This is a genomic window from Staphylococcus sp. HL28 (genome assembly GCF_021117155.1).
GTDB classification, from domain to species: Bacteria; Bacillota; Bacilli; order Staphylococcales; family Staphylococcaceae; genus Staphylococcus; species Staphylococcus warneri.
Map to the genome: position 1 here is coordinate 156534 of NZ_CP088218.1, position 16389 is coordinate 172922.

Sequence of the window (16389 nt, forward strand, 5' to 3'; positions counted from 1 at the left end):
CCCACACTAATCCTTTTCTTTAAATGATTATAAAGAGGCAAAAGCACCCATTATTTTTTGAGTAATCAATTGAGTACTTTAGAAATAACAATGCTTCTGCCTCTATTTTATTCTAATTAATTATTGTTATCTTCTTTACGATCTTTTTTGTCTTTTCTAGATTTTCTAAATATAGCTAGACCGAAAATTAATGATAATAATCCTGATAGTAAACCTTTAGATTGATTGTCATCTTCACCAGTGTCAGGTAATGCTTCTGAATGAGGTTTGTTGTTGTCATGTTGTTGTGCCTCAGAAGTTGGATGCATTGGTGAAACGTTAGTTGATTCACTAGATGATGTACTCATGCTATGTGACATAGATTGAGATGTGCTAGCGCTTGTAGAAGCGCTTATGCTCTGACTATGAGACGTACTTTCACTTGGTGTTTCGGACGTAGACATTGATGCGCTATGACTGTTTGAGTCACTGCTACTTACTGATTGACTGAATGAGTGACTATGACTTGGCGTATCCGATGTACTTACACTAGCGCTATCTGACGTGCTATTACTATTTGAGTCACTGCTACTTGTTGAATCACTAATAGAAATACTATTCGTATGGCTATGTGATTGACTATCAGAAGTAGACATGCTTGCACTATCAGATGTCGACGTGCTCGTTGAGTCACTTGTTGAAGTACTGCTACTTTCTGAAGTCGAAGTACTTGTACTTACAGAGTCGCTTAATGACGTACTGCCACTTGTAGATGAACTATCAGAAAGTGAAGTACTTGTTGAGTCGCTTGTCGAAGTACTGTCACTTAATGAAGTGGATGTACTTGTACTTTCGGATCCGCTCAGTGACGTAGATGTACTCGTTGAAGTACTCGTTGAATCACTAGTAGAAGTACTGCTACTTTCTGAAGTCGACGTACTAGTGCTAACAGAACCACTTAGTGAAGTACTGCCACTCATAGATGAACTGTCAGAAAGCGAAGTACTCGTTGAATCACTTGTCGAAGTACTAGTGCTTTCAGAACTACTCATTGAAGTACTGTCACTTAACGAAGTTGAAGCACTTGTACTTTGAGAATCGCTCAATGAAGTGCTGCCACTTGTAGACGAGCTATCACTTAATGATGATGACGTGCTTGCACTTTCGGATCCACTTAGTGATGTAGAAGTACTAGTACTTTGAGAATCACTTAATGAAGTACTACCACTCGTCGATGAGCTATCAGAAAGTGAAGTGCTAGTTGAGTCGCTCGTTGAAGTACTATCACTTATCGAAGTTGAAGCACTTGTACTTTGAGAATCACTTAATGACGTACTACCGCTTGTTGACGTACTATCAGAAAGTGACGTACTAGTTGAGTCACTAGTTGAAGTACTGTCACTTAACGAAGTAGAAGTACTAGTGCTTTCAGAATCACTTAATGATGTGCTACCACTTGTAGATGAGCTATCAGAAAGTGAAGTACTTGTTGAATCACTCGTCGAAGTACTGTCACTTAATGAAGTGGATGTACTAGTGCTTTCGGAATCGCTTAATGAAGTACTACCACTCGTCGATGAGCTATCAGAAAGTGAAGTGCTAGTTGAGTCGCTCGTTGAAGTACTATCACTTATCGAAGTTGAAGCACTTGTACTTTGAGAATCACTTAATGACGTACTACCGCTTGTTGACGTACTATCAGAAAGTGACGTACTAGTTGAGTCACTAGTTGAAGTACTGTCACTTAACGAAGTAGAAGTACTAGTGCTTTCAGAATCACTTAATGATGTGCTACCACTTGTAGATGAGCTATCAGAAAGTGAAGTACTTGTTGAATCACTCGTCGAAGTACTGTCACTTAATGAAGTGGATGTACTAGTGCTTTCGGAATCGCTTAATGAAGTACTACCACTCGTCGATGAGCTATCAGAAAGTGAAGTGCTAGTTGAGTCGCTCGTTGAAGTACTATCACTTATCGAAGTTGAAGCACTTGTACTTTGAGAATCACTTAATGACGTACTACCGCTTGTTGACGTACTATCAGAAAGTGACGTACTAGTTGAGTCACTAGTTGAAGTACTGTCACTTAACGAAGTAGAAGTACTAGTGCTTTCAGAATCACTTAATGATGTGCTACCACTTGTAGATGAGCTATCAGAAAGTGAAGTACTTGTTGAATCACTCGTCGAAGTACTGTCACTTAATGAAGTGGATGTACTAGTGCTTTCGGAATCGCTTAATGAAGTACTACCACTCGTCGATGAGCTATCGGAAAGAGACGTACTAGTTGAGTCACTTGTCGAAGTACTGTCACTCAATGAAGTAGAAGCACTTGTACTTTGCGAATCACTTAGTGATGTACTACCGCTCGTAGATGAACTGTCAGAAAGCGAAGTGCTAGTTGAACCGCTCGTTGAAGTACTGTCACTTAGTGAAGTAGAAGTACTAGTGCTAACAGAACCACTTAATGACGTGCTGCTACTTGTAGATGAACTATCAGAAAGCGACGTACTCGTTGAGTCGCTAGTCGACATACTATCACTTAATGATGATGAAGTGCTTGTACTTTCGGATCCGCTTAGTGACGTAGACGTACTAGCTGAATCACTTGTTGAAGTACTGCTACTTTCTGAAGTCGACGTACTAGTGCTAACAGAATCACTTAGTGAAGTACTGCCACTCATAGATGAACTGTCAGAAAGTGAAGTACTTGTTGAGTCACTTGTCGAAGTGCTGTCACTCAATGAAGTAGAAGCACTTGTACTTTGCGAATCGCTTAATGACGTACTACCACTCGTAGATGAGCTGTCAGAAAGCGAAGTACTCGTTGAATCGCTCGTAGAAGTACTATCACTTAATGAAGTGGATGTACTTGTGCTTTCGGATCCGCTTAGTGAAGTCGACGTACTAGTACTTTCGGAATCACTCAATGAAGTTGAAGCACTTGTACTTTGAGAATCGCTTAATGACGTACTACCGCTTGTTGATGAACTGTCAGAAAGTGAAGTACTAGTTGAGTCACTAGTAGAAGTACTGTCACTTAATGATGATGACGTGCTTGTACTTTCAGAATCACTCAATGACGTACTACCACTTGTCGATGAACTGTCAGAAAGTGAAGTACTAGTCGAATCACTCGTAGAAGTACTATCACTTAATGACGATGATGCACTTGTACTTTCAGAGTCGCTTAATGACGTACTATCGCTCGTAGATGAACTGTCAGAAAGTGAAGTACTTGTTGAATCACTAGTTGAAGTACTGTCACTTAATGAAGTAGATGTACTAGTGCTTTCGGAATCGCTTAATGAAGTACTGCCACTCGTTGATGAACTGTCAGAAAGTGATGTGCTAGTTGAGTCGCTCGTAGAAGTGCTATCACTTAATGATGATGAAGCACTTGTACTTTGAGAATCACTAGTTGAAGTACTATCGCTTGTTGACGAACTATCAGAAAGTGAAGTACTTGTTGAGTCACTTGTCGAAGTGCTGTCACTCAATGAAGTTGAAGTGCTTGTACTTTCAGAATCACTCAATGACGTACTACCGCTATTAGATGAGCTGTCAGAAAGCGACGTGCTCGTTGAATCACTAGTTGAAGTACTATCACTTAATGACGATGATGCACTTGTACTTTCAGAGTCGCTTAATGACGTACTACCACTCGTAGATGAACTATCAGAAAGCGACGTGCTCGTTGAGTCACTTGTAGACGTGCTTGTACTTTCAGAACCGCTTAGTGAAGTAGAAGTACTAGTACTTTCGGAATCACTTAATGACGATGATGCACTTGTACTTTCAGAGTCGCTTAATGACGTACTACCACTCGTAGATGAGCTATCGGAAAGTGACATACTAGTTGAGTCACTTGTTGAAATACTGTCACTTAATGAAGTCGACGTACTAGTGCTTTCAGAATCACTCAATGATGTACTACCACTTGTCGACGAACTATCAGAAAGCGAAATACTCGTTGAATCGCTCGTTGAAGTACTATCACTTGATGAAGTGGATGTACTTGTGCTTTCGGATCCGCTCAGTGATGTAGAAGTGCTTGTACTTTCGGATCCACTTAATGACGCACTTGTACTGCTAGAAGTCGATGCACTATCACTTGCAGATGTGCTAGAAGAAGTAGAATCACTGGCGCTTGTTGACGCACTTGCGCTATCACTTAATTTACTACTAGTACTTGCAGATGTGCTTGCACTTTGAGAACCACTTAATGACGCACTTGTACTGCTAGAAGTCGATGCACTATCACTCGCAGACGTACTAGAAGAAGTAGAATCACTCGCACTCGTCGAAGCACTTGTGCTATCACTTAATTTACTACTAGTACTTGCAGATGTGCTTGCGCTTTGAGAACCACTTAATGACGCACTTGTACTGCTAGAAGTCGATGCACTATCACTTGCAGATGTACTAGAAGAAGTAGAATCACTGGCGCTTGTTGACGCACTTGCGCTATCACTTAATTTACTACTAGTACTTGCAGATGTGCTTGCACTTTGCGAACCACTTAATGATGCACTTGTACTATCAGAAGTCGAAGCGCTCGTCGAAGTCGATGCACTTAAACTGTTGCTTTTCGAATCGCTCAATGACGTACTTGTACTGTTCGAAGCCGAAATACTATTACTATTTGATGTACTATTAGAGGTACTTGTACTAGTTATAGTAGACGTGCTTTCGGAGTTGGATAGTGAATCACTAGCTGCGTTACGTTCTATATTCCATGTAAATGTTTTAGTTGTTGTATTGTTACTTGCATCTTTTGAAGTAACTGTCACAGTATAACTACCTAATTGTGATGGTGTACCGCTTACTGTTTTAGTAGATGGATCATATGTTAATCCTGGTGGTAACCCAGTTACTGTGTCAGTCGTTGAACCACTATTATCACTTGTATTGATAGTGACATTGTTAATAGGTGTGAACACTTGATTAGACTGATTACCGATATCAATCACAGGGTTAGTAGTATCTACGACATTGATAGTGAAAGTAGATGATGATGAATTACCTGCTTGGTCTACTGAAGTAACCGTCACAGTATTATTGCCTAATTGAGTTGGTGTACCTGTGATTGTATTTGATGTTGAATCATAAGATAATCCGGCAGGTAGTCCAGTGACAGTATTAGTAACTGTTCCGGTACCATTATCTGTACTATTCACTGTGATTGGTGAAATAGGGCTATTAATTTCTTTAGTTTGATTCGTCATATTAATTGTTGGCGCTTTAACATCTTTATAGAAGATGGTGATAGCTTGACCAGCATTAGTTAACTTAACAGTTTTATTTGTAGCATTGTATGTCGGTGCATATGTACTATCTACATTGACTAATTGATAGCCTTTAGGTGTGATTGTACTTTGTTGATCGTCAATGTTAACTGTATTATCAACATCTCCAGCCAATGTTTTAGGTGGAACGATTTCTTTCCCAGTATCAGCGTCAACATAGTGCACTTGTGCTGTAGCAGTTTCTGTATAGGTGAATTGATCAATTTGAACTTGTTGTAAGTTTCGTGCACTACCTGTTGAAGCAGTCATAGATAATGAAAAGTTTGTGTTCTTACTTGCTTTAATCCAGTCTGAGATATTTCTTGTCCATGTTTGTCCAGCATAAGTGACTGTCATTACTTTTGTATCACCATTATAATCAATGACGAAATCTTGGAAGGTACCATTAGGTTGTGTGGTTAATTTCGCTGCATTGGCTGTTTTTGTGTTGTCCGTATATGTTGATGCGACACCGCTTGAGTTTGTAGTTACAAATGCGCCAAATGCGCCACCACCTGATACGTTAGCAGGGTCTTTATTGGCACTGGCTGATGCGTTCGGTTGAGATGTATTATGATAACTATCTAGTTTAAATCCGAACGCATTATTTAAGCCACCGATACCTAAAGCAGCACCTTCTTTACCGATTTGTCCTACAGAACCAGGTGAAAAGGCAAATCCAATACCATCTCCACCAGTAACCCCATCAGGACTAAAACCTTCATAACGCGTTCCTAAGTTAACTTTACCAGTGAAATGGAAACTCTTATTTGAGTCAATTTTAGTACCTAGTGAAATGGCACCTTTTTGACTACCTACATCAGGTGTCAGTGTAGCAATACCAGTGTTTTTATCAAAAGTTGCAGAACCAACTGTAGTGAAATGGTCTGTAAAGTTGTTTTTATCAACAACAACTTGTGATGTTGTAGGTGCAATAGGTGTAGGTGATGTTGCTGCTAAACGATTGACCGCTAATCGACTAAACGCACGTACTTTAGTTGTATTAGCTGGTTTAGTAGACTCACTTGCAACGGGTGTTGTGACTACACTTTCAGAAGCAGTATGTGTCATTCTTTCATTCACATAGGATGTTTGATTTGTAATCGATTCACTTTTAACAATGTTATTTTGATTAGATGATGATTCACTAGTTGTAGCATTGTTTGGTGTTTGACTATCTTTACTTTGTGTTGATTTTTGAGACTGACCTTCATTTGTATCTACTTTAGATTCACTAGACGTACTTTGTTGATGATCTTGTGAAGTAGATGTAGATTTATGTGATTGTGTATCTGTTGATTTATCGTTAGTTGAAGATGCCGTACTTTTAGCATCTTTACTATCGCTTTCACTAGATGTCGTACTGTTATGTTCTGATTGATCTTGCTTGGATAATTGTTCTGAGTGGTTGTCGTTATGTGATTGATCGGATTCACTTTGTTGTTCAGTTTTCTCTTTCACACTCTCACTTGATTGTGTGTTTGATTGATCACTTTGACTATCTGTAGATTGAGTACTATCAGCTTTGTCATTTTTTTCTGAACTTTGTGTTTTTTCTGAGGAAACCGATTCGCTATTCGAAGGATTTTCGTTGGTGCTTGCATGTTTAAGTTCTGTTGAATTTTGATTTGCAACAGCTTCACTTTGCGTGGAAAGTTCTGAAGTTATAGGTAATTCAGAAGCCGCCATAGCTTGATGATTATGTAACATGTTCACTGTAAAAGCGCCACCAGCTATGGTTGTAGCTTTTATAGCATTTCTTTTTACGAAATTACCTTTGTCTTCTGTTTCATCAGGATCTTCACTTGTGTGATTAGTAAATATAGGTAATCCCATAATTTGCATGAGTTTAATTTCTTTGATACCTGATTTAATCCAGTGTTTACCAGATTTATATAATTTAACCCGTGACTTTTCTTCTTCTAAACTGTGTTTTAAATTTCTTTGTCTTTTTGACATTGAACCATACTCCTTTTAAATGTTGCTCTGTAAGAATGGGTTAGTCTCAATGTAATAATACACTAATATATAACTTCAATATTACAATACAAATATACCACATATAAAGAATAATAAATAATAATATTATTTGGAAAATGAATTTGTTACTTTTTAGTAACGAATAGAGCTAAATTAAATAATGTTGTGTTTGCAATATTTTTGTCGACAATTATAGTTAGAAAGCAATTAAAATTAAGTTAAATGTTTTTGAGAAATCTTATTTTTATAACTTTGCAATTAAATAGGGTGAAGACGATTTCAATATAAATAGATATAATGAAAGATGTTTGATAAGGGCACACTTCGGTTTGTCTGAAGTCAAACTGACATCTGTCTTAATAGTAGTACGTTAAAGATAAATGAGCTTAATAAGTCTTCTAAGTCTAATTGATATGCTGTCATGCGATCAGTTAGGCTTTTTTAATTAATTTAAGTGCGACTATAAATTTATATTGTATTATTTACTTTTTTATAGTAATCTTTAAAACGAAATAATTACGATTTGAAAGGTTAAGGATAATAATATGGGAAATACATACGATATTTGGTGGAAAAAGGGAGAAGAAACAGATGATGACATGGCAAGGGACCATCAAGAGTCTTGGCAAAGAATCATTCACATGCTTGATCCAATACAGATTAAGGGACAAACAATTTTAGATTTTGGTTGTAATCAGGGCGGCTTTTTACGCCAACTGTATCAAACATATGAATTTGATACAGGAGTGGGTATTGATTTAGCTTACAACTCATTAGAAAAAGCAAACACATTAAAAGAACAACTCCCCCTCGAATACTTTTTAACGGATAAGCCTCAAACAACGGGATATACGTTTGACACAGCTATAAGTACGTCAGTGTTATATCTAATTGAAGATGTCCCTCAGCATGCAAGAGATTTAAAAGCAGTTTTAAAAGAAAAGGGTGTTTATTACGCCACATTTGCAGATCATACGAATAATCCAAGTAGATATTTTATGAAAGAAACTATCGATAAATATGGCGCGACGCCATCTCAAGATCATTCATTAAAACATATCGTTGATAGCTTTGTCGCAGAAGGTTTTGAAGTAGCAGTGATAAAAGAAAGCGTACCTGACGTTATTGATCTTACAAACTATAGTGATTTTTATTTATCTCCGAATGACTACTTACGTACATTATTTGAAGAATCATTTTTAATTAAAGCTACATTGAAAGAAGGAACAAAATAGTGAAAAAGCGAATATTATTATCAGTTGCAACAACGACGTTACTATTAGCGGGTTGTTCAAGTCATACTAAAGATGATCACAATATTAATGTGTCATTACCAACAGAGGCTAAAGCAGATAAATTAGATGCACAAGGTTATGATGCTGCGATGCCGGTTTATAGTGCAGTATATGATTCACTTGTTCAGTACGATAAGAAGAAAGGTATCAAAGCAGGTCTTGCAGATCATTGGAAAGTTGATAACTCAGGAAAAGAATATGAATTTCATTTGAAAGATAATGTAAAATTCTCTGATGGGTCTAAACTAGACGCTAAAGCAGTTAAATTTTCAATTGAACGTGCTAAAAAGATGAATAAAGAAACGACTGTTGAAACATTAAAGCAATTAGATCAAGTGGTGGTAAAAGATTCACATACAGTACAGATTAAATTGAAACAACCATCTAATCAGGTATTGAATGAACTAACACAAGTGAGACCGTTGCGTATTATGAGTCCGCATGCGGTTGAAGGTGGCAAGGTCGATGGCAAGTTTAAGAAGGCAATTGGTACTGGTGCATTCGTTGTAGACAAAGCAGGTAAGGAAAAAACGACAATGAAACCAAATAAATATTACAATCATGAGCATCCAGTTAAATACGACTTATCTTTCCAAACGATAGAAGATGGTGATTCTAGAAATTCAGCTATACAGAGTGGTTCTGTAGATATTTCTGGTGGTTCATTAGGAATGTTATCAGACCAACAATTAAAACAAGATAAGAAAAATAAAGACTTAACAATAGAAGACCGACCAAGTACAGTTAGTCATTTTATGGCCTTTAATCCAGATCATAAGACATTAAAAGATGCCAAAATAAGAGAAGCGATAAGTAAAGCCATCAATACAAATCAATTATCAGATCAACATATGCGCGGCATTTTCCAAAGAGATGTTCGATTTGTAAATGATAAGAACCAACAACAACATAACTATAATGTTAAAGATACTGAAAAAATTCTTAAAGAAGAAGGCTATCAGAAAAATCATAACGACATTTATGAAAAGGATGGTAAACCATTATCATTCAATCTTGTCATTCAAACTGCAGAATTTCCAAATTGGAAAGATAAAGCAGAACAAGTTCAAAATCAATTGAAAAAAGCAGGTATCGAATTAAAGATTAAAACATTAGATTCTCAATCGTATTATGACACATTATGGACGAAAAAAGACTTTGATCTCATTTTCTATAGAACATACTCAGATGCCTTAATGCCTTATAACTTTATGAATTCAGTATTTAAAAACAGTGATGGTAAATCAGGGGTGCTTGCAAACGATAAAGTGTTATCACAGAAATTAGATGCTTATCCTAAAAAGATTAACCATGATGAGCAACAGCAGGCAATGGATGATATCTTTAAACATTTTAATCGTAGTTATTATGGTGTGCCAATTGCTTATCCAAATGAAACATTTGTGACGAGTCATAAAATTGAATCGTTTAAATTCTCAGGTCTTACTGATGCGCCTATCGACTATAAACATTTGAAAGTTAAGCAGTAAAATGTTTAAACGTACGTTGAAATTATTGCTGTACTTATTTATGAGTTCATTCATTATATTTCTGTTAGTGGAAAAGACATCAGGAAATCCAGCCATCTTGTATTTACAGAGGCATGGGTACACACATATTTCCCAGGAAAATATAGAAGCAGCACAACATCAACTAGGTCTAGGTCATCATATGATATTAAGGTATCTAGACTGGGTTGCGCATGCTTTTACAGGCGATCTTGGTTATAGCTTTAGTACTAGTGAGCCAGTGACTTCTATGATTATTCAATCATTAACGCCTACATTGATATTAATGGTAGTTGCAACGGCTATTTTATTACCTTTAGGATTCGCTATTGGTTATGTCGTTGGCGTCAATCCAGGTCATAAATGGGGGTTAATGCTCAGAAGTATCGCTCAAATCTTAACTTCAATGCCGGAATATTGGTTAGCGATATTATTCGTGTATTACTTTGGCATTCGCTTGCAGTGGTTGCCCTTTGTAGGAAGTAGTACGTGGTTACACTTTGTGCTACCTGTTACAGTGCTAGTTATAGTAGAAGGTTGTCATATTATTCTAATGACAGCACATTTAATAGAAGGTACGCTTAAAAGTGATGCATATCAATTAACCTTATTACGTGGCTTTAAACTAAAACATCGAATCTATGTGCAGATTAAAGATATTGTCGCACCATTAATAACGATCATGATTAATAGTACGATTCATTTGTTTGGTAAGGTTGTTATCTTAGAGGTGATCTTTAGTATGTCAGGTATAGGCAAATTATTGATTACTGCAATCAATCAACGTGATTATCCAGTAATTCAAGGTATTATCATGATAGTGATTGTCGCAATTATGGTCACGAATTACTTGGGAGATATACTTATGATCAAGAATGAACCTCGAATTCAGCACAAGCAGTTAACTCAACCTAATTTAGAAAGGGTGGGTAATCATGAATAAATATAAAACTGTATATATAATAGTAGGTTTTATATTCATGATGATTGCAGCTATAGTTGTTAGTTTGATACCACAACAGTTGAATGAATCGTTAGGATTACGTCCACCTAGTTTCAATCATTTATTAGGAACAGATCAGTTAGGTAGAGATTTTCTATTGCGTCTTATCCAGGGAAGTATCGTGACGGTTGGATTAACGATGACAGTTATTGTGTTAAGTATTGGTATAGGTTTAATACTAGGATTAATTGCAGGTATAGAAGGACGTTGGTTTGATAAAAGTTGTATGTTTTTAGCGGATTTATTATTAGCTATCCCATCTTTTATTATTGCTTTAGTTGTTTTAAGTTTAGTGAGTGATTCAATGCTAGGATTACTATTTGCACTCACAATAGGATGGTTAGGACGATACTTACGTTACTTTAGAAATTTAACTAGAGATTTACAAAAACAACCTTTTATAACTTATGCAGTGTTAAGTGGTAATTCTAAGATGAAAACAACATTGGTGCATACTATTCCTCATCTAATGAGTAATGTACTAGCCTTAATTACTGCAGATATAGGTAAAATTATGTTAAGCATTTCAGGGTTAGCCTTTTTAGGTCTAGGGATTAAACCACCCACACCTGAATTAGGGACAATATTATTTGATGGTAAGAGTTACTTTAGTGCGGCGCCGTGGTTATTCTTCTTCCCAGGACTACTATTAGGAGGTTATGCTTTATTATTTCAAATGCTCAACAACAAAATAATGAAATAACAGACTTTGTGAGTGTCGATCGGTTAAGTGTTTTTAACAATGCGCGCACATTATTAAATTCAATTTCTGTAGATATTCAAAAAGGTGCGTTCCATTGTGTTATTGGTGAAAGTGGTAGTGGGAAGTCCTTGTTAATTCGTACAATATTAAATATGACTTCTTCAGAATTATCATATCAAGGGCATATTGATATTAATTTGGCAAATGTTGATGCAGTGTTTCAAGATACAGCGAGTAACATGTTTCAAAATATTACCCTTGATAAACACTTTGATATGTTATATCAAGCACAATCATCGAAGTTGACTAAGTCAGAGCGACACGTGCAGTTGATTGAAATGATGACAGCCTTTGGTTTAGAAGAGCCGCAACGCTTATTAAAATCTTATCCCTTCGAATTGAGTGGTGGTATGGCTCAAAGAGTTGCGCTAATGATGGCACTGATTAGCAAGCCTCAATGTTTAGTTTTAGACGAACCTACAAGTGCACTCGATCAGAAAAACAGTCAAAAGGTAATGCGTTATCTTTCGAAGATAATGAAGGAAAAGCAGATGACGATGATATTTATCACACATGATCTTAATTTAGTAGAAGATTTTGCGACACATATTAGTATTATGAAAGAAGGTCATCTCATAGAAAATGGTACTACTAAGGAGATACTTCAACATCCCAAAGACGATTATACGAAGAAATTAATCGACATTGCGCATAGGAGAAAGCAATATGCTTACAATCAAACAACTGTCTAAAAGTATTCAACAGCAACCAATTTTAAAAGATATAACATTAGATTTAACAGAAGATCATTTACTGATATGTGGAAAAAGTGGTAGCGGGAAGTCTACTTTAGCGAAAATAATAGCTGGATTAGATTTAGATTATACTGGCCAAATCAAGTACAATGGCATTTCAAGAACAGACACTCAAACGAAAAGATGGATGAAAAAGATTCAATATGTACCACAATATCAAAGTAATACATTAGATCATCGAAAAAGAGTACGTGATATCTTATTAGCGCCGTTAAAAAATTATCATTTTGATCCGTCAACTTATCAAGAGAGAATCACGACAGTGCTTAAACAATGTATTTTACCTCAGTCGATTTTAGATCAACGTGTAAGTACATTGAGTGGTGGCCAATTTCAACGACTTTGGATTGCTAAAGCACTTATTATAGAGCCGCAAATATTAATACTTGATGAAGCAACTACGAATTTAGACATTATTAATGAAGAAACGATTCTCAACATGCTAAAGGAATTAACACAAATTCAAATGATTATCATCTCACACGATCCTTACGTGATAGATTATTTTAAGGGTCAGAGACTCGACTTGGATTTATAAAATTGATTGAGCCATATTGTAGTGAATACGATTCACTATGATATGGCTATTTGTATGAAAAAGGTTTGCCATTGAGCACACTCTATGGTTTACAATGTTTGTAACAGAAGTGGAGGTCGTAGTCATGAATACAAAAGAAGTTGTCGAATTGATGGATATTTCTCAAGATACTTTAAGATACTATGAAAAGGTAGGCGTGATTCCACCAGTTGAACGTGATAAAAATGGATATCGCATTTATCAAATGAAAGATTTAAATTGGATATACTTAGTTAAGCATTTAAGACAAGCTGGTGTAACGATTGAATTGCTCGTTGAATTTTGTAGGTTAGGTCAGTTACCTAAAGATGAGACGGTTCAAAACCAACAGAAAGAAGTACTCAACAAACAACTTGAAGAATTAGATGAACATTTGAAGACCATTCATAATACAAGAGAATTATTAAAATATAAAATTGAAACGTATGATGACCATATTGCCAAAATCAATGATGAAGCGGCTCAAGAATATAATTTGAAAAAGATTTGGGAAAATAAAAGACAATAAATTTGCTATAGAGTGGTCTCTATAGTGTAAGGTGTCGTTATAAATAGTAGGAGGTTTTCATATGAAAACAATTAAACTAAACGAAACAATTGAAATACCAGCATTAGGATTTGGTGTGTTTCAAATTCCACAAGAACAAACAAAAGACGCCGTAGTTAATGCGATTCAAGCAGGCTACCGCCATATAGATACAGCACAAAGTTATATGAATGAAACAGAAGTAGGCGAAGGTATTAAAGCATCCGGTATTGATAGAAGCGAATTATTTGTTACTACAAAAGTATGGATTGAAAATGTAAACTATGAAGATACATTAAAATCAATCGAACGTTCTTTAGAAAGATTGCAACTAGATTATATTGATTTAGTATTAATTCACCAACCATATAATGATGTTTACGGATCTTGGAAAGCGTTAGAAGAGCTACAAGAAAATGGAAAAATCAAAGCGATTGGGGTATCTAATTTTGGTGTTGATCGCGTTGTTGATCTAGGTATTCATAACAAAGTGCAACCTCAAGTGAACCAAATTGAAATTAATCCGTTCCATCAACAAGAAGATGAAGTACAATCACTTCAAAAAGAAGGTGTACTTGTTGAAGCTTGGGCACCATTTGCTGAAGGGAAAAACAATTTATTTAGTAACGAAACGTTACAAAATATTGGTGACAAATACGGTAAATCAATCGCACAAGTTGTACTACGTTGGTTAGTAGAAAGAGACATTGTTGTCTTAGCAAAATCAGTTAATCCAGAAAGAATGAAACAAAACTTAGATATTTTTGATTTTGAACTAACAGATGAAGATAAAGCACAAATCGCAACATTAGATAGTAACGATAGTCAATTCTTCTCACATGCCGATCCAGAAATGATTAAAGCATTAACAAGTAGAAGACTCGACGTATAATATTATTGAAAAAGAGGTTATTTCCAAATCAGAAATAACCTCTTTTAATTATGTTTCTTATGTTTATTTCATATTTTTAAATGCTTTATAAAAAATATCTCTTTGTTTTTCTAATGAAATAGGGTCATTATATTGTGTTTCTGAAACATCAAATGTAATAACATGATGTTTTTTTACTGCAGGTAAATTTTTCCAATTTGCAGTTTGTTGGAATTGAGGTTTTTTGTCACCTTGTTGAGCGATAATTGCAAAATCTCCAATGAAATCTTGGAATTGTTCTTGATTGATTGGTGTCGCAAATTCAGATTGTGTTGCTTCTTTTAAAGCTTTTGGTTGTTTCATACCATAGCCTTGATAAATAATTTCAGTTCCACGACCCATATGATCGCTAAATGCCATGATACCCTTAGGTGTTTGTTGTAGTACAGAAGCAGTTTTTCCTTTGATTAAAGGTGCTAGTTCTTTTTTATCTTTAGATAATTGTTTATCCCAATCTTTGATCCATTTGTTTGCTTTACTTTCTTCATTGACTAATTGGCCAAGCTTTCTAGTATTATCTTTGTAATTTGATTTTTTAGCATTAAATGTAACAGTAGGCGCTATCTTTTCCAATTTTTTAACATTTTTGTCTTCTGCGGTCGTTATAATTAAATCTGGTTTTTCTTTGGCAACTTGCTCTACACTTGTATTATCAATTTTTTTACTATTTTTAGTAACATCATTAAGTACTTTATTTTGTTCGATAAATTTTGGAACAGCTACAGGTTTATGTCCAAATTTAACTAAAGCGCCGACATATGTAGGGTGTAAGACTACGATTCTTTTCGGATTTTGAGGTACTTTAACTTTATTACCATCATCTGTAGTGAATGTTGTCTCTTTATTAGTGTCTTTTGACTTGTTTCCCGTATCTTTTGAAGCTTGGTTTTGTTTACAATTTCCACACGAAGCTAAAAATAATAATAAACATAAAACGACAATAAATATTCTTTTCATAAAATAGCACACTCCTATAATTGATATTGATAATCGTTATCAAGTATAGCATAATTGTAAACGTATTCAATTAGATATTTTGACTATTTAAAAAATGTGTTTTTTAAATATGGAGGATGAAAATGAAGCGATTGATAGAAAAGTTTGAAGTAGATCATTATTGTATCACTATAAAACTTCCTAAAGATTATTTTAAGAATATAGATAAACGCTATCCTGCGCTTATCGTTCATGATGGAGACTATTTATTTAAAAAGATAGAAAAAAATATAATATTTATTGGCGTTGAATCCGAAAAACGTACAGTTGATTTTACACCTTGGGAAGCAACAATAGGGAGTCGCTACAATGAAGGTCAAGCGGATCAATATTTAGCTTGGCTTACACAACAACTAATACCCATTTTACGTAAACAATATAGAATATCATTAGATAATAAGGATTTGGGAATATCTGGTGCTTCTTTTGGTGCATTAGTTTCAATATATGCTTTATACAAAATGCCTTATTATTTTGGAAATTATATATTAATTTCACCTTCCTTATGGTATCCAGAATTTTTAAGTTTTATGAAAATGCATCGTACGATTTCTCATAGGGTGAATGTCTATTGGTATGTAGGGCTTAAAGAGGGTATAAAACATACTATGAGAGTCAAGGATATGGTACCTAATAGCATAGAAGGAGAAAAAGTTTTAAAAGACAGTTTGAAAAACCCAATGTCTAAACTTGAATTTGAAACTTCAAAAACTGGAATTCATCGCCAACGATATTTTAAAAAATACTTTAAAAAAGGACTTAAAGTAGTGTATTGGTGAAATATGCTA

General features: G+C 35.3%; 11 protein-coding genes. 9 read left to right on the plus strand and 2 right to left on the minus strand.

Annotated elements, in window-relative coordinates:
• Positions 1-116: 116 nt before the first annotated feature.
• On the minus strand, positions 117-7226 hold the full coding sequence (locus LPC11_RS00685) for a lectin-like domain-containing protein (RefSeq protein ID WP_231307300.1): 7110 nt from the start codon (positions 7224-7226) through the stop codon (positions 117-119).
• Between the two features lie 566 nt (positions 7227-7792).
• On the opposite strand from LPC11_RS00685, the gene LPC11_RS00690 reads away from it, so the two are divergent.
• From LPC11_RS00690 to LPC11_RS00725, 8 genes are all read left to right on the plus strand, one after another.
• Positions 7793-8482, plus strand: a complete 690-nt coding sequence (locus LPC11_RS00690; protein ID WP_023374331.1) for a class I SAM-dependent methyltransferase — start codon at positions 7793-7795, stop codon at positions 8480-8482.
• Complete coding sequence (locus tag LPC11_RS00695; protein ID WP_023374330.1) at positions 8482-10032, plus strand: ABC transporter substrate-binding protein; 1551 nt, start codon at positions 8482-8484, stop codon at positions 10030-10032. The genes LPC11_RS00690 and LPC11_RS00695 overlap by 1 nt, the downstream gene beginning before the upstream one ends.
• 1 nt (position 10033) lies before the next feature.
• Positions 10034-10993 (plus strand): ABC transporter permease, encoded by a 960-nt coding sequence (locus tag LPC11_RS00700; RefSeq protein ID WP_023374329.1) that lies wholly within the window; start codon positions 10034-10036, stop codon positions 10991-10993.
• Positions 10986-11756: an ABC transporter permease gene (locus tag LPC11_RS00705; RefSeq protein WP_023374328.1), complete on the plus strand. Its 771-nt coding sequence runs from the start codon at positions 10986-10988 to the stop codon at positions 11754-11756. Before LPC11_RS00700 ends, LPC11_RS00705 begins: the two co-directional genes overlap by 8 nt.
• Before the next feature lie 8 nt (positions 11757-11764).
• A complete protein-coding gene (locus LPC11_RS00710; RefSeq protein WP_023374327.1) occupies positions 11765-12508 on the plus strand; it encodes an ATP-binding cassette domain-containing protein in 744 nt (247 codons plus the stop codon).
• Positions 12483-13109 (plus strand): ABC transporter ATP-binding protein, encoded by a 627-nt coding sequence (locus LPC11_RS00715; RefSeq protein ID WP_023374326.1) that lies wholly within the window; start codon positions 12483-12485, stop codon positions 13107-13109. The genes LPC11_RS00710 and LPC11_RS00715 overlap by 26 nt, the downstream gene beginning before the upstream one ends.
• A gap of 124 nt (positions 13110-13233) precedes the next feature.
• On the plus strand, positions 13234-13656 hold the full coding sequence (locus LPC11_RS00720; RefSeq protein ID WP_023374325.1) for a MerR family transcriptional regulator: 423 nt from the start codon (positions 13234-13236) through the stop codon (positions 13654-13656).
• A 61-nt stretch (positions 13657-13717) separates the two neighbouring features.
• The gene (locus LPC11_RS00725) at positions 13718-14566 is read left to right on the plus strand and encodes an aldo/keto reductase (RefSeq protein ID WP_002451438.1); all 849 of its coding nucleotides are present in this window, start codon (positions 13718-13720) and stop codon (positions 14564-14566) included.
• A 63-nt stretch (positions 14567-14629) separates the two neighbouring features.
• On the opposite strand, the gene LPC11_RS00730 is transcribed toward LPC11_RS00725, so the two are convergent.
• Positions 14630-15562: an ABC transporter substrate-binding protein gene (locus tag LPC11_RS00730; RefSeq protein ID WP_231307301.1), complete on the minus strand. Its 933-nt coding sequence runs from the start codon at positions 15560-15562 to the stop codon at positions 14630-14632.
• Positions 15563-15684: 122 nt separating this feature from the next.
• Here LPC11_RS00730 and LPC11_RS00735 point away from each other — a divergent pair, with 122 nt between their 5' ends.
• A complete protein-coding gene (locus LPC11_RS00735; RefSeq protein WP_023374323.1) occupies positions 15685-16380 on the plus strand; it encodes an alpha/beta hydrolase in 696 nt (231 codons plus the stop codon).
• Positions 16381-16389: the final 9 nt, after the last annotated feature.

Coding starts and splice junctions, on each gene's coding strand:
- LPC11_RS00715 (WP_023374326.1), top strand. CDS start 12,483: ATGCTTACAATCAAACAACTGTCTAAAAGTATTCAACAGCAACCAATT.
- LPC11_RS00690 (WP_023374331.1), top strand. CDS start 7,793: ATGGGAAATACATACGATATTTGGTGGAAAAAGGGAGAAGAAACAGAT.
- LPC11_RS00700 (WP_023374329.1), top strand. CDS start 10,034: ATGTTTAAACGTACGTTGAAATTATTGCTGTACTTATTTATGAGTTCA.
- LPC11_RS00720 (WP_023374325.1), top strand. CDS start 13,234: ATGAATACAAAAGAAGTTGTCGAATTGATGGATATTTCTCAAGATACT.
- LPC11_RS00685 (WP_231307300.1), bottom strand. CDS start 7,226: ATGTCAAAAAGACAAAGAAATTTAAAACACAGTTTAGAAGAAGAAAAG.
- LPC11_RS00735 (WP_023374323.1), top strand. CDS start 15,685: ATGAAGCGATTGATAGAAAAGTTTGAAGTAGATCATTATTGTATCACT.
- LPC11_RS00730 (WP_231307301.1), bottom strand. CDS start 15,562: ATGAAAAGAATATTTATTGTCGTTTTATGTTTATTATTATTTTTAGCT.
- LPC11_RS00725 (WP_002451438.1), top strand. CDS start 13,718: ATGAAAACAATTAAACTAAACGAAACAATTGAAATACCAGCATTAGGA.
- LPC11_RS00705 (WP_023374328.1), top strand. CDS start 10,986: ATGAATAAATATAAAACTGTATATATAATAGTAGGTTTTATATTCATG.